The following is a 20,447-nucleotide window of genomic DNA, read 5'->3' on the forward strand; positions in this document are numbered from 1 at the left end:
GGGGATTGGCAATGGTCGATGTGACGATCCGCGGGGCTGGGATATTCGGCCTGTCCATCGCCTGGACCTGTGCGCGACGTGGCGCCAGGGTCCGGGTCGTCGATCCCTACGGCGCGGGTTCAGGGTCCAGCGGCGGGCTGGTGGGCGCGCTTGCCCCGCACGTTCCGGAAAACTGGAACGACAAGAAAGCATTCCAATTCGAAAGCCTGCTGATGGCCGAACCGTTCTGGCGGCAGGTTGAAGCCACCGGCGGCGTTTCGCCCGGCTATGCGCGTCTGGGGAGGATCCAGCCCATCAACGACCAAAAGAGCCTCGACCTTGCACATCAGCGTGCGACCTCGGCCCGCGACCTGTGGCAGGGCCGGGCTGAATGGGCCGTGGTCGAGGCGCGCTCGGTCGGATCATGGTGCCCGCCCAGCGCAACGGGTTTCATCATCCGCGATACGTTGAGTGCACGCATGCATCCACGCCGGGCCTGCGCTGCGCTGGTCGCCGCGCTGGCCGTGATGGGGGTTGAGGTCGTGCCCGACGCCCCGGACACCGGGGCAGTCATTCATGCGACCGGGGTGTCCGGCCTGTTGGAGCTGTCCGATGCTTTCGGCAAGGCGGTCGGAAACGGGGTCAAGGGACAGGCGGCACTGCTGCGGTTCGACGCGGGCCAGGTGCCGCAACTGTTCGCGGATTCGATCCATTTCGTGCCCCACGCCGACGGGACACTGGCCATCGGCTCGACATCCGAGCGGGACTATGACGACCCGACCGGCACCGATGCTGCCCTCGATGATGTGATCCAGCGCGCGTTACAGGCGGTTCCTGTTCTACACGGCGCGGAAGTGATCGAGCGTTGGGCCGGAGTCCGCCCCCGCAGCAAGAGCCGAGCGCCGATGCTGGGCGCACACCCGCTGCACAAGGGTCAGTTCATTGCCAATGGCGGCTTCAAAATCGGGTTCGGCATGGCCCCCAAGGTGGCCGCGGTCATGGCAGACCTGGTGCTGGACGGAAAGGATTCGATACCCGAAGGCTTCCGCCCCGAGGCGTCACTGTGACCGTGGAAGGGCCACGGCCTGCATGCACTGCCGCCCGTCCGGACCGCGGACCCATAAATCGTTCCCGTTTCGGCACAGCGTGGCAGGCTCGAAATGCATCAGCGAAGAGGACGCGCGAAAGGAAAACTCGGCCAGCGACCCCATGAGATCGGTGGCGAGCAGCATCAGATGCTGCGCCAGAAGCGGTCCATGGACCACCAGTCCGGCATAGCCTTCGACATCGCGGGCATAGTCAAGGTCATAGTGGATGCGGTGGCCATTGAAAGTCAGCGCCGAGTACCGAAACAGCAGCGTGGTGTCGAACTCGACCTGGCGCAGGTCTGTTTCGTCCGTCCGGGCAACCGGGGCCTCTGGTTTCGGTGCATCGGCCGAGGGGTCCTCGCGATAGACAAGGTCTTGCCATTCGGTCAGGCACAGCGTGTCGTCCTGCCAGATTTCGTGCTTGAGGGTCACAAACCCCAATGGCCCAGTCCGTCCGGTCTTGGTGCTCACATTACTCAAGGTCGAGCGGCGTTCGGCTGGTGTGCCAGCGATCAGCGGAGCGGCGAACCGCAGTCGCCCACCGGCCCACATCCGACGCGGAAGACCGAGATCGGGGACCAGCCCTCCGCCCACCGCGGGATGGCCGTCACGCCCCAAGCCCTCGGGCGGGCGCGGTGACCAGAAATACAGCTGGTGAAAGAACGGCGGCAGCGACGTGCCCATCCCGATCGAAGGTGCCTGCCCCAACGCCACCTGAAACGCCGCCGCCCGGGCAGGGTCCATCACGTCGTGCTGAATTTCCGAGGAAACTTGATCCGTCATGGCCGCACCCTAAGCAGGCTCGGCCAGCCCGACAAGGCTCAGAAACCTGCTTCGGCCCGCAGCTTCTCCATCAACTGGCCAAGCGTCCGTTCGTACCGGTCGCTGCGCAACCGACCTGCATCGTCGAACTCGTTTGAGCTGTCGGCCAGATGAAATTCGGGGCCCTGAAGGATCCGCGGCTGAAACGGCACCATGAAAGACCGCAGGATCATCTGCGCCCGTTCGCCTCCGGCCCGGCCCGCCGCCGCGGACATCACCGCAACCGGTTTGTCGGCCCAGGGATTGCCCTTGGTTCGGCTGACCCAGTCCAGCGCGTTTTTCAGAACGCCTGACGGCCCCTTGTTGTATTCCGGAGTGGAAATGACCACCGCATGGGCACCGGCGATCTGGTCCGCCAGGATCTGAACTTCGGCCGGGATCCCGTCGGCCTCCTCTGCATCTCCATCATAGAGTGGCAGGTTCAGATCAGCTTCGATGAACGTTCCCGCGCCGAACAGGCGCGCCGCTTCACGGATCAGGCGTCGATTGGTGGCGTTCTGCCGCAACGAGCCGGACAGGCCCAGAAGGATCGGTTCGGACATCAGGATATCTCCGTCATGTGTTTCGGCTGCAGTTTAGTCATCCCGACTGCAAACCATAGCCCGCCTGACGCGCAGTCAATGTGCAAAAAAGAAAGGGGCCGCTTGCGGCGGCCCCGGCGGTTGGCAGTTGATCGGCTCAGGCGTTGCCGCTGGGCACGATCACGATCTCGACCCGGCGGTTCTGCGCCTTGCCCTCAGGCGTCAGGTTCGAGGCGATCGGTTGGTTTTCACCACGACCGATCGTGGCGATGCGCGCATAGCTGACGCCATTGGCCTGCAGGACATCCGCCACCGCATTGGCGCGGCGTTCGGACAGGATCTGATTGTAACCGGCTTCACCATCACTGTCGGTGTGCCCGATGATCTGTACGTTCGAGTTGGGATAGTTCACCAGGTTTTGCCCCACGCGGACCAGATCCGCCCTCAGCGCAGGTCGGACCGTGGCGCTGTCGGTGTCGAAGGTGATGTCATTTGGAACCGTGACGATCAGCCGGTCTCCGGCGTTGACGATCGTGATACCGTCATTGGCCAGTTGCTGACGCAGTTCGGCTGCCTGCCGGTCCAACTGGTTGCCGATCAATCCGCCACCGGCAGCACCAATGGCCGCACCGGCAACGGCACCCAGCCCAGGGTTCGAGTCATTGGCGATGGCGCCAACACCGGCGCCAATCAGACCGCCCAGCAACGCTCCCTGCTTGGCGCTCTGGTTCGGGTCGTCCTGAACCCGCAATGTACCGGGGTCGGTACAGGCCCCCAGCACAAATGCGGCGCTCAGCCCGACCGGCAGCAAGAATTTGGAAATTTTCATGGGTTCACCTTCTGCTCCTGCACCCGTTTTTCCGGGTTACGTGTTTGACGTGATTATAGCACGCCTGACACAAACAGGCTCAAGCGACAAAAACGTGAGATCGGCGAATACCCGCCGCCCTCAAGGCGCTCAGAAATCCGGCAGAGCGCGAAATTTCATCGATATGCCATCCTCGGGGTGTTTGACGCGCAATTCCTCGGAATGAAGCATCAGCCTGGCGAAATCGCGCGCTGGTCCTTCGGCATAGAACGGGTCGCCCAGGATCGGATGGCCCAGTGCCTGCATATGGACCCGCAACTGGTGCGAGCGACCGGTTTTTGGAAATAGGCGAACGCGGGTGGTGTCCCCGTCGTACCGGACGACCCGCCAATCCGTGACTGCCGGCTTTCCGGTTTCGTGGCACACCATCTGGCGCGGCCTGTTGGGCCAATCCACGATCAACGGCAAGTCTACCGTGCCGGTCTTTGGTTCCACCCGGCCCCACACACGGGCGACGTAGGTTTTTCGTGTCTGCCGGTTTTCGAATTGCTGTCCCAGATATCGTTGGGCGTGCGGGGTCTGGGCAAAGATCATGACGCCTGAGGTGTCGCGGTCCAACCGGTGGACCAGCAAGGCCTGCGGGAATGCGGCCTGCACACGGGCCAGCAGACAATCGGCCAGGTGCTCTCCCCGGCCAGGCACCGACAGCAGGCCCGCCGGCTTGTTCACCACGATCACCTGCGCATCCTCGTGCAGCACGTCCAGCGGCGTTTTGGGGGGATCATAGGTATCGCTCATGCGGGCTGCCTATCGCAGGGCGCCGCCTCTCGCAACGTCGTCCTTGCGATGAGAAGGCTTCTCGGCAACTCTCGCGCCAGGCAGAGGAGATGACATGCACCCGACGATCGAACGAATGCAGGAAGTGGTCGCCAAGGGCGACGAGAGCCTGATCCATGAATTGCTGGCCGAAGACGTGCAGTTCCTTCCGCCGACCTACTACAGCACCTGGACAGGCCGCGCCCCGGTGGCGGCGGTATTGGGTCATGTTGGACAGGTTTTTTCCGAGTTTCGCTACCGCCGGATCATGGGCGATGGCAAAGACTGGGCATTGGAGTTTCAATGCAAGGTGGGTGAACTGGACGCTGTTGGCGTTGACCTGATCAAGCTCAACGATGACGGGCTGATTCAGACATTCGAAGTCGCCATGCGTCCCTACAAGACCGTTGGCGCCCTGCGCGAGGCCATGATGGCGCGCGTTATGAAAGACCCCCGGTTCCTGGAATTTCGGAACGCTTTGAGCTGAGCCACCCGTGCCCATTGCCGCCGATCAGCTTCTGAGAGTTGCGCTGCTGCCGGTGCTGGCGGTACAGGCTCTGATGGTGCGACGAGGGGCCGTGCAGCTGCCCGAACCTGCTGGTGCGCGTGAGGGCCGGCAAGGCCGCGGGCCGAGACTGCGCCTGCTGATCACCGGCGACAGTTCCGCCGCAGGTGTTGGGGCGGGCACTCAGGAACAGGCGCTGTCGGGCCAGTTGGTGAAACTGCTCAGCCGCCAGTTCAGCGTTGAGTGGCGCCTTGTCGCAACGACCGGCCACACGACCGGTAACGCGATCGAAGACCTGCGCAGGATCGAAGGCCAGTTTGACGCGGCTGTTACGGCCTTGGGCGTCAACGACGTCACCCGAGCCGTGACCTGCAACCGGTTCAAACGTCAACAGGCCGAGTTGATGCGCTTGCTTTCCGTCGATCTGGGCGTGCGGACTGTGATCGTGACGGGCGTCCCGCAGATGGATCGGTTCCCGGCGCTACCACAGCCCTTGGCATGGATTTTGGGACGCCAATCCGCGCGCCTTGACGAAGGGCTGAGAGAGGTGATCGCGAGCTTCCCCAAGGCCCGGCATCTGGCGCTGCACCTGCCCGACGATCCGGCCCTGGCGGCTGTGGACGGCTATCACCCAAGCCCCAAAGCCTATCGGCTTTGGGCAGAGCAGGCCGCGCGAATGATCCTCGATCAGGTCTGACCGCGCACCTGACGGATCATGGGCACTGAATAGACTACCAGTGCGGCCCAGATCAACGGAAAGGCAATCATGCGCCCGCGGTCGATCTGCTCACCAAACAGCGTGATCGCCGTGATGAATATCATGGTCGGCGCGATGTACTGCAGGATACCCATGGTCGAAAGCCGCACCAGCTTGGCCCCGTTGGCATAGACCAGAAGCGGAACGGCGGTCACGATACCTGCCCCGGCCAACAGCATGGTATCTGTTGCGGCGCCTCCAAAATGTCCGGTACCCTCCGCGCCCAACCAGGTCACATAAGCCAGCGCGGGAACCAGCAAAATCAGAACCTCAAGCAGGAATCCCTGGTTTGGTCCGATGGGCAACGAGCGCTTGAAGAACGCGTAAAATCCCCAGCTGACCATCAACCCCAGCGCCGCCCATGGCAGACGGCCGGCCTCGACCACCAGAACCAGAACGCCCAAGGCGGCAAGCCCCACGGCAATCAACTGTGTTCGGGTCAGGGACTCGCGTAGCAGGATCGCTCCCAGCGCTATGCTGAACAGCGGGTTGATATAATACCCCAGCGCCGCGTCCAGAGCGTTGCCACTGGCGATCGCCCAGACGTAGATAGCCCAGTTCACCGAAATCAGGGCCGCCGTCAGGCATGCCATTCCCAACATGCGCGGATCGCGCAGCGCCGCCTTCAGATCACCGGTTCGCCCCAGCGCGACCAGCAACAGCCCGGCCACCGGCACCGACCAGATGATGCGATGCGCCACGATTTCGACGGGACCGATATGCGCCATTGCCTTCATGTAGAGCGGCAGAAAACCCCAAAGGACATACGCCGTAACAGCCAGCGCAAGGCCTTTTGGCGAATCCGTGTTCTGGGCTTGGGTCGGGCGCTCGGCCATGAATGGTCTCCAGCTGATACCCCCCGTCTTTAGGCAAAGTCCCTTGCCATTGAAACTCAGAAAAGCTTGAAGACGCTCATAACGAATTGTGATGGGTCGGCGGCCCTATCGTCCGGTGTGCGACCGGCAGAACCATGTTCGGCTATGCTCGGTTTTCCGGTAAAGTCTTGGCCAGATGGAGGCCTCGTCAAGAACCTCCATCCGGCGCTATGCAATTGCATAGGAGCAACGCCCCCAACCCGCCATCAGACCTTCACACGTTCGGATTTCGGATCGTACATGGGTTTGAGCGACGCCTCGGCGCGGACCTTTACTCCGCAGACGTCAATCTCGTATGTCGAGGACAGCACGTCGGCCGCGCTTTCGCCCTTGCAGGGGACATAACCCATGCCGATCGCGCCACCCAAAGTGTGGCCATAGTTTCCTGAGCTGATGTAGCCCACATATTCGCCATCTCGGATAATCGGTTCGTTGTGGAACAGCAGCGGTTCAGGGTCAGTCAGCTTGAATTGCACCAGCCGGCTGTGGGGGCCGCTGTCCTTGCGGGCAATCACCGCATCTCGGCCGATGAAATCACATCCCTTGTCCACCTTGACGGCAAAGCCGAGACCGGCGTCCACAACGTGATCTTCGCAGGTGATGTCATGGCCGAAGTGACGGAAGCCCTTTTCGATCCGGCAGCTGTCCATCATGTGCATGCCGCACAGCTTCAGGCCCATGTCCTGCCCAGCCTCGTGCAGCGTTTCGAAAACGTGGCCGGCCATATCCGACGACACGTAGACCTCCCACCCAAGTTCGCCCACATAGGTCACGCGGTGAACGCGTGCCAGGCCCATTCCGATCTCGATTTCCTGCGCGGTGCCGAATGGGTTTGCCGTGTTCGAGAAGTCGTTGGGCGAAACTTTTTCAAGCAAGGTCCGCGCGTTGGGGCCCATCACCGCCAGAACGCCTTCGCCGGCCGTGACATCGGTGATGACCACATTGAAATTGCCCGAATGACGCATCATCCACGTCTGGTCGGCCAGTCGCGTCGCCGCCGGGGTCACGACCAGATAGGCGGTCTCGGAAAGGCGGGTCACGGTCACGTCTGCCTCGATCCCGCCATGCCGGTTCAAGAATTGGGTGTAGACGATTTTGCCGTTTGGAACCGCGTAGTCGCCGCCACCGATATAGTTCATGAAAGCCTGGGCATCGGGGCCTTCGACCCGAATTTTTCCGAACGAGGACATGTCATACATGCCCACGTTCTCGCGCACTGCGCGGTGTTCGGCGGCCGAGTTCTCGAACCAGTTCTGGCGCTTCCAGCTGTAGCGGTATTCGCGTTCCTGCCCCTCATTGGCAAACCAGTTCGCGCGCTCCCAGCCGGCCAGCTCGCCAAAGACGGCGCCGTGTTCCTTGAGGTAGTGGTGGAACGGCGTCCGGCGCACGCCGCGCGCCGTGGCCTTTTGCCGATAGGGGTAGTGGTCGGCATAGAGCAGGCCCAGCGTTTCCTTGGACCGCTCGAATAGATACCGCTTGTTGCCCTGGAATGGGTGCATCCGGCTGATGTCCACGTCGCCCAGGTCAAAGGGTTTTTCACCCGAGTCCATCCATTCCGCCAGCGCCATTCCCGCGCCGCCCGCAGACTGGATCCCGATCGAGTTGAACCCGGCGGCGACCCAGACATTGTCCATCTCGGGCGCAAGGCCAAGGTGATAGGCGTCGTCGGGAGTGAAGGATTCCGGCCCGTTGAAGAAGGTATGGATGCCCGCCTCGGCCAGCATCGGCATGCGGTTGCAGGCGGCCTCGAGGATCGGTTCGAAATGGTCGAAATCCTCGGGCAGTTGGTCGAACTCGAAACTGTCGGGGATGCCGTCCATCGCCCAGGGCTTGGCGTTGGGCTCGAAGGCGCCCAGCAGGATTTTCCCGGCGTCCTCCTTGTAATAGGCGCATTCGTCCGGCACCCGCAGAACCGGAAGCTGGGTCAGGCCGTCGATGCCCTCTGTCACGATGTAGAAATGCTCGCAGGCATGCAGCGGAACGTTCACGCCCGCCATGCGCCCCACCTGATGCCCCCACATGCCGGCGCAGTTGACCACCATGTCACACTCGATATGGCCCGAGGCGCTGCCATCATCCGCCACCCAGTCGACGCCGGTAACTTTGCGGCCCTGCTTTGCGATCTCGGTGACCTTGACCCGTTCCTTGACGACGGCGCCGCGCTGACGGGCACCCTTGGCCAGCGCCAGCGCGATATTGGCCGGGTCGCCCTGGCCGTCCAGCGGCAGATAGACGGCGCCCTTGACCCCATCCAGATTCAGATGCGGATAAAGCTCGGCCACGCGTTCGTTCGAAATCTCCTCGACCTCGACCCCGAAGGCGCGGGCCATGGCGGCCTGGCGGTAGATCTCTTCCTTACGCTCATCCGTCAGCGCCACGGTGATCGAGCCGCAGCGTTTGAAGCCGGTGGCGACACCGGTTTCTTCCTCGAGCGCTCCATAGAGTTCCTGGCTGTATTTCGCTAGCTTGGTCATGTTCGCGGTGGCGCGCAGTTGGGCGATCAGGCCAGCCGCGTGCCAGGTCGTGCCACTGGTCAGCCGCTTGCGCTCCAGCAGAACAACGTCGCTCCAGCCTTTCTTGGTCAGGTGATAGGCCACCGAGCATCCGATCACACCGCCGCCGATGATCACCACGCGGGCCTTGCTGGGAAGATCAACCATTCCGAAGTCTCCAATCTCGAGTCGGGGTCAGAGTGCCACGAACAGGCGACAAAAAATGCAGCAAAAACGTCAACTGCGGCACAAAAATCACCGCAGCGCCGATTGGCGTTTCTGGCGGCGCAGAGCGAATGGCGTGATCCCGAAAAAGCTTTTGTAAACGGATGAGAACCCGTTGGGAAAGCCGCAGGCGAGGCCGATTTCGCGCACGCTCATAGTGGTATTCAAAAGCAGGTTGTTGGCCTTGGCCAACCGCATCTCCCGATAGAACCCGTTCGGCGTGGTGCCGAAGAATGTCTTGAATTTGCGCTCCAGCGAGCGGTTCGACATTCCAAGCTCTTCGACCAGTTGATTGATGGGCAATGGATCTTCGATATTGGCCTGCATCAACTTGATGCACTGATCCAGCCGGGCGTCCCCGGTCGTTGTCGTCTTGGCGCCCGAAAACGGCTGCAACGACGAAAAATCGCGGATGTGTTCGTGCAGCATGATGTCAGCCACCGTCATCTTGGCCGGCCCCGAGATGTGACGCCCGATCACCGCCAAAGCAATATCGGCCGTGGCCCCCATTCCCGCGCAGGTCACGACCGGGCCCTGCTCGGTCGCGATCGAAAGCTTGGCCTCGAACCGGGCACCGCGTTCGCGGAAGATCGACGCGTTTTCCCAATGTGTTGCCATATCGGGCGTGCCGTGTTCGTCGATATATCGGCTGGCGGCCTCGGCCAGCAAAAAGACCTGCGCACCGCGATAGGTATAGTCGGACACAACCCGGCCCAGCGACAGCTCGGGCTGGTCCGGGTCGGTGTTGCCGATCACGAACAGATAGTCGGCGTCCGGTTGGCGCGTAACGGGCTGGGTCGGAATGCTGGCGCCGCTGCTGCTGACGATGGTCCCTCCCTTGAGCGACCGATAGGCATAAGTGAACGGCGGGTGCGGGCAAACCCGATTGGCGAGACGCAGCACATCCACCACCGACGCCAGTTCCAGCAGAACGAAGCCCGGCGCGGTGATGATGTCAAAATGCCACTGCGCCTTGACGCCTTCGGGTTTTCCAGGGTCCGGTTTCTCCGCCATACCCGCCACTCACACGATCCTGTGCCCGGCCGAGCGCAGGGCGTTGGCCAAAGCTTCGATGTGCTCAGGGCCCACTTCGCAGCATCCACCGATGATCGTGGCCCCTTGGTCAACCCAACTCATCGCATGTACGGCATAGGCCGACGGGTCCAGATCGTGGCGCGCCTCCAGCGCGTCGACTGTCGGAGCGTCTTTCAGGAAGCCGTCGGAAATCCGGGTGAAACCATTCGCGTAGGCACCGTAGGGCTTTTCAAGTTCCGCAAGGATCTCCAGCGCCGCGGGCACCGCCTCGGGTCGGGTGCAATTGATCAGAACCGCCTGGGGATCGAAGCGTTCGACCAGTGGCGCGATCGCGCCCAGCGGTTCGCCCGACCTCAGCCGCGTACCGTCCTCGTCCATGACCGACAGGGCCAGCCAGACCGGCTTGCCACAGCCTTCAGTTCCACGCAGCGCGCCTTCGGCCTCGGTCACGGACGAGACGGTTTCGATCAGAAACAGGTCCACCCGGTTCTGCATCAATCGCACCAGTTCCGCGAATTTCTGCGCGGCCTCGTCGGGATCGGGGTTCAGATCGGGGCGATAGGTGGCCAGTAAGGGGCCCAGCGCACCGGCGATACGCCCCGCCCGCCCATCGCGCGCCAGTTCGGCCTGTGTCAGAGCCGCATCGATGAGTTGCCCCAGCTGGTCCTCGATCCCCGCTCGTACGAGGCGAGAGCGGTGGACCGCATAGGTGTTTGTCGTCGCGACGGTTGCCCCGCGGTCGAAATAATCCCGGTGGATCTCTCCGACCAACCCCGGCTCGTCGATCATTACGCGGGTTGACCACAAGGCGGTTGGCTGTTCGCCACGACGTTTGACCAGCTCTTGACCGATCGAACCATCCAACAGCGTGATGTCTGCCATCTCGGTGCCTCCTTACGGTATGAGAACCAGCTTTCCGGGCAGGGTCTTTGATTGAAAGTCCGTCTGCGCCTGGACGATCTCGCGCAGCGGGTAAGTCTTGGAAATCAACGGCTTGATCCGACCCGCGTTCATCAACTCGACCAGTCGGCCAAAAACTTCGAAGGCTTGGTGAGTGCAGCCGTGGATCGTGATGTCGCGCAGGTAGATTTCGCGCAGATCAGCCTGCACGATCGGGCCGGCGATGGCCCCGGACACGGCATATTGGCCGCCCGGCTTCAGTGCCAGGATCAGGCCGGAAAAGGCCGGGCCGCCGACCACGTCGATCACCACGTCAAAGCTGTCCTGAGGCAGCGGCGCGTCGCGCTCGAACGTACCAGCCGCACCCTGCGCCCGTACCACTTCGGCCTTGGCGGCACTGGTCACCCCCCACACGGTTGCTCCCCGCAAGGCTGCCAATTGCACGGCCGCCAGCCCGACGCCGCCCGAGGCGCCGGTGATCAGCACCTTGTGCCCGGCAGTCACGCCCGCGCGGGTCAACAGGTTCTCGGCCGTCCCGAACGCACAGGGGATGGCGGCGATTTCCACGTCCGACAGCGGTGAGGCGGTCACGTCATAGAGGTCATCCGCCTCGAGCAGGCAGTATTGCGCAAAAGACCCGTCGATCTCGGACCCAAGCGCGATGAAGCCTGTCGGGTTACCCGGGCGCGGGCGCGGCAGGTTGATCGGGCAGGTCACGCGTTGCCCCGGTTTGACGCCGGCACCCGGCCCGATCTGCTCGACTATGCCGCAAATATCTCCGCCTTGAATGCGGGGAAAGGACAGCGCGCCGCCCCACCCGCCGGCTTCGACCTCTTGGTCAACCGCGTCCGTCGCGCCGGTGACGTCCGAGGAATACCATCCGATCCGCGTGTTGATGTCGGTGTTGTTGACGCCTGCCGCGACCACGCGGACCAGAACCTGCCCGGGCCCGGGTACTGGAACCGGAATATCCTCGCGCCATTCCAGAACTTCTGGACCACCGTGACCTGTCAGATAGACACCGCACATCGTCTTTGGAGCATTCATTTCGCTGGCTTCTCAGGTCTGGTCGTCGGGATGGGGCGGCACCGGCCCCATCGGCACGATGTCGTAGCGGGCATTCAGATCGGCCATCTTGGCCTCGTCCTCAAAATCTGCCTGGGTCATGGTTGCCAGTTCCGCAAGGAAACCGTCAAACCCGGAGGGTTGAAAGATCATGAGCATTCGTGCCGGTTTGTTGTCGGCGACGCGGCAGGCATGCGGCACACCCGGCGGAACATGCATGGTGGTGCCCGGCGTGCACAGGTGCCAATCTCCGTCGACGTAGAAATCCACGGCGCCCTCAAGGAAATAGAAAGTCTCGGCGTGGCTGTCGTGGCGATGAAGGCCAAGCGCGAAGCTGGCCTTCAAGTTGTCTTCCATCAGGGTGTAGGCCCCGCCCGTGTCCTGACCGGAAACCTTCACGAAGGTATGGTCATTCTCCCAGTCATAGTTGGGACCCTCACCGGGTCCCTGCTTGGAATATCGCGGGCGCATATGGGCCTCCTTGTGTCAGGCGCGCAGCCGCTCGTTTGCGGGATCCCACAGCGGCTGGTCCTCCTGTACCACGGCGCGACACTTTTCGCCGTAGATTTCCACCTCAAGCTCAGTGCCCGGGTTGGCCAGATCGGCCTTGATCATGCCCAGCGCGACGGACTTGCCGACACGATAGCCCCAGGCGCCCGATGTGGTCTCGCCCACGATCTGGTCGCCCTGCCAGATGCAGGACATGTAAGGCGCATCGCAGTCACCGGCCTCGACGACCAGCGTGACGAAAGACTTCTTCACTCCACGCTGCTTTTCCGCCAGCAACGCGGTCTTGCCGGGGAAATCCTGCGGCTTGTCGAACTTGACGAAGCGCTCCAGCCCGCCTTCGAGCAGCGAGTAGTCGGTGCTGAGATCTCCCTTCCACGCGCGGTATCCCTTTTCGATGCGCAGGCTGTTCAGCGCATACATGCCGAACGGCTTGGCCCCGGCGGCAAGGATCGCGTCATAGATCGCGGGCATGTGCTCGTTGAGTGCATGCACCTCCCAGCCCAGTTCACCGGCAAAGGACACGCGGATCAGGTGGGCGGGCTGTCCGGCCACGGTGGCCGCCTGATGGGTCAGCCAACCCAGAGAGAGGTCGGCGTCGGTCAGGCCCGACAGGATCTCACGGGATTTCGGACCGGTCACGATCAGCGTGTCGCGGGTGGTGGTCACGTCCTCGACCGTGACACCCGCGGGCATCGCGTTCACAAGGATGTCGCGGTCGTGCCATTGCGCGGTGGCGGCGGTGATCATCACGAACTCATCCTCGCCCAGGCGCATGCAGGACATCTCGGTCAGGATGCGGCCGCGATTGTCGGCGATGTAGACGAGGTTGATCCGCCCCACCTTGGGCAGGCCGCCGGTGACCAGCCCGCGCAGCGCCTCGGCCGCGCCTTCGCCCTTGACGACAAAGCGCGAGAAACCCGGCAGGTCGAGCACGCCGCAATGGTCGCGCACGGCCTCGCATTCTTCCTTGATCCGCTGCTCCCACGGACCCGAGCGGCCCCAGGTGTGGGTGCTTTCCTCGGAGGTGTCGTCACCCGGCTGCGCGAACCAGTTGGCGCGCTCCCAGCCGTTGTAGACGCCCATGACGCCGCCCAGTTCCTTGACCTTGGCATGCACGGGCGACAGCTTCTTGTCGCGCGCGGCGGGCCATTCGTGATGGGGGAAGTGCATGGCGTATTCGTTGCCGTAGACCTCCATGCCCTTCTGGTTGCAGTAGTCCTGATCGGTGTAATCGGTGTAGCGTCGCGGATCGACGGCCCACATGTCCCATTCGGTGGCACCATCCACGATCCATTCGGCCAGCACTTTGCCTGCACCGCCGCCTTGGGCGATGCCGAAGGTGAAGGTATGCGCCTCGAAGGCGTTCTTGACGCCGGGCATCGGCCCGATCAGCGGCAGGCCGTCGGGCGCATAGGGGATCGGCCCGTTGATCACGCGGCCCACGCCCGAGGTCGCCATCAGCGGCACCCGCTCCATCGCGTCAGTGACGATGTCCTCGATCCGGTCCAGATCGTCGTTCCACAGCTGGAAGCTGAAATCCTCAGGCATCGGGTCGTCCTCGGTCATCCAGTGGCCCTTGCAATTGGGCTCGTACGGGCCGAGATTGAAGCCGTGCTTTTCCTGTCGCAGGTAGTAGGAGATATCTACGTCGCGCAACAGCGGTAGCTTGCCGCCGTTTTCCTTGGACCAGGCTTCGACCTCAGGGATCTCGTCAGTCAGCAGATACTGGTGGCTCATGACCATCGCGGGCACGGTGCGGCCGCCAAAGGGTTTGAACCATTCGCCCACGCGCTGCGCGTAGTAGCCGGCCGCGTTGACGACATAGTCGCAGTCGATGTCGCCCTTTTCGCTGTGGACGGTCCAGGTGCCGTCGTCATGCTGGGTCACGCCGGTGGCCGGGCAGAACCGGATGATCTTCTGCCCCATGTCGCGTGCGCCCTTGGCCAGCGCCTGGGTCAGCTGCGCAGGATCGATGTCCCCATCGGTCGGGTCATACAGAACGCCCTCAAGATCATGAGTTTCCAGGAACGGGTAGCGTTCCTTGGCCTGCTCCGGCGTCCACATTTCCATCGGGATTCCCTGGTAGCGGCCCATCGACATGGCCCGCTGGAACTCCTGCATCCGCTCTTTGCTGTGCGCCAGACGGATCGAGCCGGACACGTGGTAGTTCATCGGGTAGTCGACCTCTTCGCCAAGACGTGAATACAGCTCGGTCGAATAGCGCTGCATGTTCATGATCGCCCACGAGGTCGAGAATGTCGGCACGTTGCCCGCCGCGTGCCAGGTCGACCCTGCGGTCAGCTCGTTCTTTTCCAGCAGAACGCAGTCGGTCCAGCCCTTTTTGGCCAAATGGTACAGCGAGGACGCCCCTACGACGCCGCCACCGATGATGACCACGCGGGCCTTGGTCGGAAAATCGCTCATGTTTCTAGATCCCTGTCATTGTGCCCTTTGGGGCAGTTCATCCGTGATGTCGTAGTAGTCGCCCTTGTCCGCCACGAAGATGTGGCGGGCCAGTTTCAACTGAGTGGGCTGGTCCAGAGCCCCCATCGAAACCGAAATCGTGTCTTCGTCCTTGTGCTGCCAGAACAGAAAGCTTCCGCATGCCTTGCAGAAACCACGCCGGGCCGTGTCCGAAGCCTGAAACCATTCCAGTGTATCACTGCTGTTCAGGGTCAGGTTGTCCTGGTGGGTCGCGGTCGAGGCCCAATAATGCCCAGACTGCCGACGGCATTGCCCGCAGTGGCAGGCCGAGGGCGGTGACAGCTCTCCGTTGATCGTGAAGGCCACCGAACCGCAAAGGCACGATCCTTTTTGCATGGTTCTATCCCTTTCCCGCAGGTGCCGCGCTGGTTCCCAGCAGGACGCCATAAATGATGAAACAGGTGGCCATGATGCGGCGCACCCAGACGTTGAACACGGCGCCCAGCGCCGCCCGCCCCATCACCGCACCCAACAGTGTGAACCCGGTGTAGCTGAGCGTCGTGATGATCAGCGCCGTCGGCATGATGATCGCCATTTGCTGCCAGATCGGCACATCAGGCTGCACGAACTGGGAAAACGCGGCCAGGTAACCTGCGACGCTCTTTGGATTGATCGTGGCGACGGCCAAGGCATGGAGGTAGACATGGCGGGCGGGGCGCTGGCTGGCCGGCGCGGGACGCGCGGCGTTCATCCACCCCCGGAGTCCCATCCAGATCAGGAACCCCGCCCCGATCAGCTTGGCCACAAAAAACCCGGTCGGCGAGGCCGCGATCAGGGCTGTCACCCCCAGAGCCGACAGGATCAGAAAGGCGCTGGCCTGGGTCAGGATCGCCAGAACCCCAAGCATCGCCTTGGGAAATGGCAGGCTCATCCCGTTCGAAATGCAATTCACGGCATTCGGACCCGGCGTGGTCACGAACACCACCCAGAACACCGCGAATATGGTCCAGGCCTCAAAGCTCATCAGTACACCGGCGGAGCGATCACCCAGACGGCCACGGCGGGTTCGTCGTAAGGGTTCGCCCATTGATAGGGTTCGTGCTTGATCCGAAAGCTGTCCCCGACGCCGACGGTAAAATTTCGGCCTCCGATCGTCAGGTCAAGACGGCCCGCGATCATGTATCCAACCTCCTGCGTCGGACGGTTGGCCGGGGTCTGCATCCGGGAGTGGGGCTCAAAGGTGGAATGCACCATCTCGAAATCATCGGTCAGGTCAGGCGACAGCAATTCCTCGATCAGCCCTTCCTCGCCCGACCCCATCGGCCGGCGCGAACCGGCGCGCACCACATAGCCCTGTTCCCCGGCCAGAACGCCGGTATGGGCGAACAGCATCGACATCGGCACGCCCAGGCATTCCGCGATCAGGCGCAGATCCGAGATCGACGGAGCAGACAAATCGCGCTCGACCTGGCTGAGCCAGCCCACCGACCGGTCCAACCGCGAAGCGATATCGGTCAGCGTCAGCCCGCGCGCCTTGCGCAGCGCGCGAATGTCCGCCCCTAGCGTCGCAGCGATATGGGCCTGATCGTTCACGCTTTCCCCTCCGAGTCATGAAATTTACGTCACATTTTTCACGATGTCCCGAATCGGTGAAAATTCCAAGATATTTTTCACTACCGGTCCTGATCCTTCCACGCTATGGCTGCGGAATGTGGATCGTCATTCTGTATTTCTGGGCCATCAACGCGTTGACTTTGCTGGTGTTCGGCTGGGACAAGCTGCGGGCGATCCGACGCAGGCGGCGTGTCCCGGAGAAGTGGCTTTTGCGACTGGCGCTGTTGGGCGGCAGCCCCTCAGCTTTGCTGGGTCGCTGGATATTCGGACACAAGACTCGGAAAAAGCGGCTGACGACTCTGCTGTATGCCATTGCGGCTCTGCAGGCGGGCGCGATCTACCTGTTCCTCACCTACAGTTCTGTTTGAAACTGGAAATTGGCAGTGCGATCGGGCAATGGTTGCACATGATTGACAGAACTTCGTCCCAGGCGCTGGCCATCGGGTCAGTGGCGGTGTCCCTGCTGGTGCTGCTGCTCAAGGTCCTGGCATGGCATTTGACCGGGTCGGTCGCTCTGTATTCCGACGCAATGGAATCTTTGGTCAACGTAGTTGGCGCGCTGCTGGCGTGGTTCGCCATTCGGATGGCGGAGCGTCCTGCCGACAGCAATCACCCTTTCGGACATCACAAGGCCGAGAACTTCTCGGCCATCGCCGAGGGGACTCTGATCGTTCTCGCCGCAATCCTGATCATTCAGGAAGCCTGGGGTGCCTTGTTCGCCCCACACCTGGACCAACTCGGGCCGATCGGACTGGCAGTGAACGCCGCGGCCATGGTCCTGAACCTGGTCTGGGCACGCGTGCTGATCTCGGCGGGTCAGAAACGGCGCTCGCCGGCCATGACGGCCAATGGACGCCACCTGATGACCGACGTCTGGACCTCGGCCGGGGTCTTGTTGGGACTGATCCTGGTATTGCTCACAGGCTGGGCCGTTCTTGACCCGTTGCTGGCCATTCTGGTGGCCGCGAATATTCTGCGCGAAGGTTGGAAGGTCATTTTCCATTCGGCCGGAGATCTGATGGATTCAGCTGCCCACACCGAGGACACGGACATCATCGAGGCCGCCGTTCGGAACTCGTCTCAGGGAGCCTTGCAGATCCACGATCTGCGCACCCGACGGGCCGGCAAAGCCGTGTTCATCGAATTTCATCTGGTCGTCGATCGCAACATGACAGTCGGTGACGCCCACGACATCTGTGACGCGATCGAAGATGCAATCGCCGAAAAGCTGCCCGAGGCCCGGACCATCATTCACGTAGAGCCGGACTCTCAGCTCAAAGCCTCGGGAATCGAACCGGAATAAAGGTTCTACAGACGCCCGAAAACCTGCGCGAGGATACGCGACAGCCCATCGGCATCGGCCTGCTCGAACGCATCGGGCTGATCGCTGTCGATATCAAAGACCCCGATGACCTGCCCCGCAGAGTCCCGCACCGGCAGAACCAATTCGGACCGGGTCGACGAGGCACAGGCAATGTGCCCCTCAAACGCATCCACATCCGGGACCAGCTGAACCTCTCCGGTCCGCGCTGCTGCCCCGCAGACCCCGCGCGAGAACGGAATGACCAAACACCCATGCCCGCCTTGATAGGGTCCGATCTTCAACAACTCCGGCTCGGTCACACGGTAAAACCCTGTCCAGTCAAAGCGGTCGTCGCTGTGATGCACCTCGCAGGCGACGGTGGCCATCAGAGCGACCTGGTCAGTTTCACCTTCCGTCAGGGCTTCGATGGTTTTGGACAAGAGCGCGTAGTCAGCTTTCATGGGGTCATTTCCAATGTGCAACCGGGCCGCAACCTCTGCGGCCCGGTTCAGCTAATGGCAAAATGCCAAAGCGTCAAACCCGCTCGATCGCGATTGCGGTGCCTTCGCCGCCTCCGATGCAGATCGCGGCCACTCCGCGCTTCAGGCCACGCTTCTCGAGTGCATTTAGAAGCGTCACCATGATACGTGCACCTGAGGCACCGATCGGATGACCAAGGGCGCAGGCGCCACCGTTGACGTTGACCTTGTCGCGCGGCAGGCCCATTTTGTGCATGAAGGCCATCGGAACAACGGCAAACGCCTCGTTCACTTCCCACAAGTCCACGTCGTCCTTGCTCCAACCGATCCGTTCCAGCAGCTTCTGCGCGGCCGGGACCGGAGCCGTCGTGAAAAGGCCGGGCGCCTGGGCGTGGCTCGCATGGCCCAGGATGCGGGCACGGACATTCAGGCCGCGCGCTTCAGCCGTGTCAGCCGCGGCAAGAACCAGCGCCGCCGCGCCATCCGAGATTGACGAGGAATTGGCCGCCGTCACCGTGCCATCCTTGCGGAATGCCGGCTTCAGCGTCGGTATCTTTTCCGGCCGCGCCGATTTGGGCTGCTCATCCGAATCCTGAATGATTTCACCTTTGCGGCTTCGGACCGTGACGGTTGCGATTTCGTTCGAGAAGGCCCCGCTGGCCTGCGCTTCGAGCGCATTCGACAGCGACTTCAACGCGTACTCGTCCTGCGCCTCTCGGGTGAATTGATAAGCCTCGGCGCAGTCTTCGGCAAAAGTGCCCATCAGGCGGCCCTTGTCATAGGCATCTTCCAGCCCGTCCAGGAACATGTGATCCACCACCTGGCCGTGACCGATACGCGCCCCGCCGCGCATCTTGGGCAGCAAGTAGGGCGCATTCGTCATGCTTTCCATTCCGCCCGCAACCATCGAGTCTGCATGGCCAAGCGCGATTTGATCGAACGCCATCATCGCCGCCTTCATGCCCGACCCGCACATCTTGTTCAGCGTGGTCGCAGGCACCTCTTCACCCAGACCTGCCGCAAACCCTGCCTGCCGCGCCGGAGCCTGCCCCTGACCGGCGGGCAGAACGCAGCCCATCAAAACCTCGTCGACCGTCTGCGTCTTGGCGTTTTCAAGCGCCGCGCGAATGGCGACGCCACCCAGTTCCGCCGCAGGCACGCCGTCGAACATTCCTTGAAACCCGCCCATCGGCGTCCGGGCAGCACCAGCGATCACAACCTCTTTCATGTGACGACTCCTCCTTTTGTCGAGTGCTTGGATACCGAATGGTAAGAAATGCCGTCTAGCGTATTTCTACGATCGATCGACGGAATCCGAGGGAAGTCACGTGGCACTGAGCAGCAAAACGACAGGCAAGACGCAGATCATCACAGTCGACGCCGCCCGCATCGACGCCGCCATGGCGATACAGTTCAAGGAAGACATGCGGACCCAAACCGCAGATGGCGCCGGTCGGATCATCCTGGACCTGTCTGCGGTCGAGTTCATAGACTCCAGTGGATTGGGCGCGATCGTGGCGTCCATGAAGCAACTTGGAAATGGGCGCAGGCTGGAACTGGCAGGATTGCAGCCTGTCGTGGCCAAGGTTTTTCGGCTGACGCGGATGGATACGGTTTTCAAACTGCATCCCAACTTGGATGACGCGCTGGCCTCCGAGTTGGAGTGAAGCGTCAGGGGGCAAATGGCGTGACAGTCAACTGCGAAGACGGCCGACTCGAAGTGGCGTTCCCTGCCGTCAAAGCCGAGGCCAGCCGCGCCATCGCTTCGTTGCACGCGGGGCTGTCGAATCTCGGTTTGCCGGGGCAAAAGACTGCCGACATCAAGATCGTGTTGGCCGAGGCGATCAACAATGTTGTCGAACACGCCTATGCTGAGCGCGCGCCCGGAATGGTTCGGGTTTCCGTGCTGGACTCCAAAGATTACCTGGAGGTCCAGATCACTGACACTGGGCACCCCTTGCCCGGCTTTAAGATGCCTGATGGCATTCCTGCCAGTGTGGAAACCGATACTTCAAATCTGCCCGAAGGTGGATTCGGTTGGTTCCTGATCCGCACATTGGCCGACGACGTGCGGTATGACCGCAGAAACGGCCAGAACCTGCTATTCTTGCGGTTTGAGCGCACAAAAAAAGCGGATCGGCCACAATAACGCCCAGATCGGACCATTGTCGCGCCGCAAACGACGGGCAGAAACAAGGGGTAGCTCAGATAGCTTCCCTCGGCGCCATG

Annotated in this window: 23 protein-coding genes; 7 read left to right on the forward strand and 16 right to left on the reverse strand. The window is 62.2% G+C overall.

Features of this window, described 5'->3' with window-relative positions; all coding sequences use genetic code 11:
• Window positions 1-11 precede the first annotated feature (11 nt).
• Window positions 12-1,046 (forward strand): FAD-binding oxidoreductase, encoded by a 1,035-nt coding sequence (locus K3752_RS14280; RefSeq protein WP_260063589.1) that lies wholly within the window; start codon window positions 12-14, stop codon window positions 1,044-1,046.
• Here K3752_RS14280 and K3752_RS14285 read toward each other — a convergent pair.
• The 4 genes from K3752_RS14285 to K3752_RS14300 form a co-directional block, all read right to left on the reverse strand.
• The gene (locus K3752_RS14285; protein ID WP_260063590.1) at window positions 1,038-1,850 is read right to left on the reverse strand and encodes a MaoC family dehydratase N-terminal domain-containing protein; all 813 of its coding nucleotides are present in this window, start codon (window positions 1,848-1,850) and stop codon (window positions 1,038-1,040) included. The genes K3752_RS14280 and K3752_RS14285 overlap by 9 nt on opposite strands.
• Before the next feature lie 38 nt (window positions 1,851-1,888).
• Window positions 1,889-2,431: an NADPH-dependent FMN reductase gene (locus tag K3752_RS14290; protein WP_170439339.1), complete on the reverse strand. Its 543-nt coding sequence runs from the start codon at window positions 2,429-2,431 to the stop codon at window positions 1,889-1,891.
• A 136-nt stretch (window positions 2,432-2,567) separates the two neighbouring features.
• Window positions 2,568-3,239, reverse strand: a complete 672-nt coding sequence (locus K3752_RS14295; RefSeq protein WP_260063592.1) for an OmpA family protein — start codon at window positions 3,237-3,239, stop codon at window positions 2,568-2,570.
• A 129-nt stretch (window positions 3,240-3,368) separates the two neighbouring features.
• On the reverse strand, window positions 3,369-4,016 hold the full coding sequence (locus K3752_RS14300; protein WP_170451357.1) for an RluA family pseudouridine synthase: 648 nt from the start codon (window positions 4,014-4,016) through the stop codon (window positions 3,369-3,371).
• 94 nt (window positions 4,017-4,110) lie between these two features.
• Here K3752_RS14300 and K3752_RS14305 point away from each other — a divergent pair, with 94 nt between their 5' ends.
• Both K3752_RS14305 and K3752_RS14310 read left to right on the forward strand, forming a co-directional pair.
• Window positions 4,111-4,521 carry a nuclear transport factor 2 family protein gene (locus tag K3752_RS14305; protein WP_170360856.1) on the forward strand — a complete coding sequence of 137 codons (411 nt, stop codon included), beginning with the start codon at window positions 4,111-4,113 and terminating at the stop codon, window positions 4,519-4,521.
• A 7-nt stretch (window positions 4,522-4,528) separates the two neighbouring features.
• Entirely contained in the window at window positions 4,529-5,236 is a 708-nt protein-coding gene (locus K3752_RS14310; protein ID WP_260063593.1) for an SGNH/GDSL hydrolase family protein, read from the forward strand.
• Here K3752_RS14310 and rarD read toward each other — a convergent pair.
• From rarD to K3752_RS14360, 10 genes are all read right to left on the reverse strand, one after another.
• Window positions 5,227-6,132, reverse strand: coding sequence for an EamA family transporter RarD (gene rarD / locus K3752_RS14315; RefSeq protein WP_170360854.1), 906 nt, complete (start codon window positions 6,130-6,132; stop codon window positions 5,227-5,229). The genes K3752_RS14310 and rarD overlap by 10 nt on opposite strands.
• A 245-nt stretch (window positions 6,133-6,377) precedes the next feature.
• Window positions 6,378-8,831, reverse strand: coding sequence for an FAD-dependent oxidoreductase (locus tag K3752_RS14320; RefSeq protein WP_260063594.1), 2,454 nt, complete (start codon window positions 8,829-8,831; stop codon window positions 6,378-6,380).
• A gap of 87 nt (window positions 8,832-8,918) precedes the next feature.
• Entirely contained in the window at window positions 8,919-9,902 is a 984-nt protein-coding gene (locus tag K3752_RS14325) for a GlxA family transcriptional regulator (RefSeq protein ID WP_170342312.1), read from the reverse strand.
• Window positions 9,903-9,911: 9 nt separating this feature from the next.
• Complete coding sequence (locus tag K3752_RS14330; RefSeq protein WP_260063595.1) at window positions 9,912-10,805, reverse strand: homocysteine S-methyltransferase family protein; 894 nt, start codon at window positions 10,803-10,805, stop codon at window positions 9,912-9,914.
• Between the two features lie 12 nt (window positions 10,806-10,817).
• Window positions 10,818-11,870 carry an alcohol dehydrogenase family protein gene (locus K3752_RS14335; RefSeq protein ID WP_170364283.1) on the reverse strand — a complete coding sequence of 351 codons (1,053 nt, stop codon included), beginning with the start codon at window positions 11,868-11,870 and terminating at the stop codon, window positions 10,818-10,820.
• A 12-nt stretch (window positions 11,871-11,882) separates the two neighbouring features.
• A complete protein-coding gene (locus K3752_RS14340) occupies window positions 11,883-12,359 on the reverse strand; it encodes a cupin domain-containing protein (RefSeq protein ID WP_093964282.1) in 477 nt (158 codons plus the stop codon).
• Window positions 12,360-12,374: 15 nt separating this feature from the next.
• Window positions 12,375-14,822 carry an FAD-dependent oxidoreductase gene (locus tag K3752_RS14345; RefSeq protein ID WP_260063596.1) on the reverse strand — a complete coding sequence of 816 codons (2,448 nt, stop codon included), beginning with the start codon at window positions 14,820-14,822 and terminating at the stop codon, window positions 12,375-12,377.
• Window positions 14,823-14,837: 15 nt separating this feature from the next.
• Entirely contained in the window at window positions 14,838-15,218 is a 381-nt protein-coding gene (locus K3752_RS14350) for a GFA family protein (RefSeq protein WP_260063597.1), read from the reverse strand.
• A gap of 4 nt (window positions 15,219-15,222) precedes the next feature.
• Window positions 15,223-15,846, reverse strand: coding sequence for a LysE family translocator (locus K3752_RS14355; protein WP_260063598.1), 624 nt, complete (start codon window positions 15,844-15,846; stop codon window positions 15,223-15,225).
• The gene (locus tag K3752_RS14360; RefSeq protein ID WP_260063599.1) at window positions 15,846-16,415 is read right to left on the reverse strand and encodes a helix-turn-helix domain-containing protein; all 570 of its coding nucleotides are present in this window, start codon (window positions 16,413-16,415) and stop codon (window positions 15,846-15,848) included. The genes K3752_RS14355 and K3752_RS14360 overlap by 1 nt, the downstream gene beginning before the upstream one ends.
• A gap of 116 nt (window positions 16,416-16,531) precedes the next feature.
• On the opposite strand from K3752_RS14360, the gene K3752_RS14365 reads away from it, so the two are divergent.
• Window positions 16,532-16,804, forward strand: coding sequence for a DUF1294 domain-containing protein (locus K3752_RS14365; protein WP_170341332.1), 273 nt, complete (start codon window positions 16,532-16,534; stop codon window positions 16,802-16,804).
• Between the two features lie 38 nt (window positions 16,805-16,842).
• The gene (locus tag K3752_RS14370; protein WP_170341329.1) at window positions 16,843-17,739 is read left to right on the forward strand and encodes a cation diffusion facilitator family transporter; all 897 of its coding nucleotides are present in this window, start codon (window positions 16,843-16,845) and stop codon (window positions 17,737-17,739) included.
• A gap of 5 nt (window positions 17,740-17,744) precedes the next feature.
• Here K3752_RS14370 and K3752_RS14375 read toward each other — a convergent pair whose 3' ends face one another.
• Window positions 17,745-18,200 (reverse strand): GAF domain-containing protein, encoded by a 456-nt coding sequence (locus K3752_RS14375; protein ID WP_170342295.1) that lies wholly within the window; start codon window positions 18,198-18,200, stop codon window positions 17,745-17,747.
• A gap of 73 nt (window positions 18,201-18,273) precedes the next feature.
• The gene (locus K3752_RS14380) at window positions 18,274-19,446 is read right to left on the reverse strand and encodes an acetyl-CoA C-acyltransferase (protein WP_260063600.1); all 1,173 of its coding nucleotides are present in this window, start codon (window positions 19,444-19,446) and stop codon (window positions 18,274-18,276) included.
• 100 nt (window positions 19,447-19,546) lie between these two features.
• Here K3752_RS14380 and K3752_RS14385 point away from each other — a divergent pair, with 100 nt between their 5' ends.
• The gene (locus tag K3752_RS14385; protein ID WP_260063601.1) at window positions 19,547-19,885 is read left to right on the forward strand and encodes an STAS domain-containing protein; all 339 of its coding nucleotides are present in this window, start codon (window positions 19,547-19,549) and stop codon (window positions 19,883-19,885) included.
• Window positions 19,882-20,367 (forward strand): ATP-binding protein, encoded by a 486-nt coding sequence (locus tag K3752_RS14390; RefSeq protein ID WP_260063602.1) that lies wholly within the window; start codon window positions 19,882-19,884, stop codon window positions 20,365-20,367. Before K3752_RS14385 ends, K3752_RS14390 begins: the two co-directional genes overlap by 4 nt.
• Window positions 20,368-20,447 lie beyond the last annotated feature (80 nt).

It is taken from the genome of Ruegeria sp. B32, from assembly GCF_025141855.1.
GTDB classification, from domain to species: domain Bacteria; phylum Pseudomonadota; class Alphaproteobacteria; order Rhodobacterales; family Rhodobacteraceae; genus Ruegeria; species Ruegeria arenilitoris.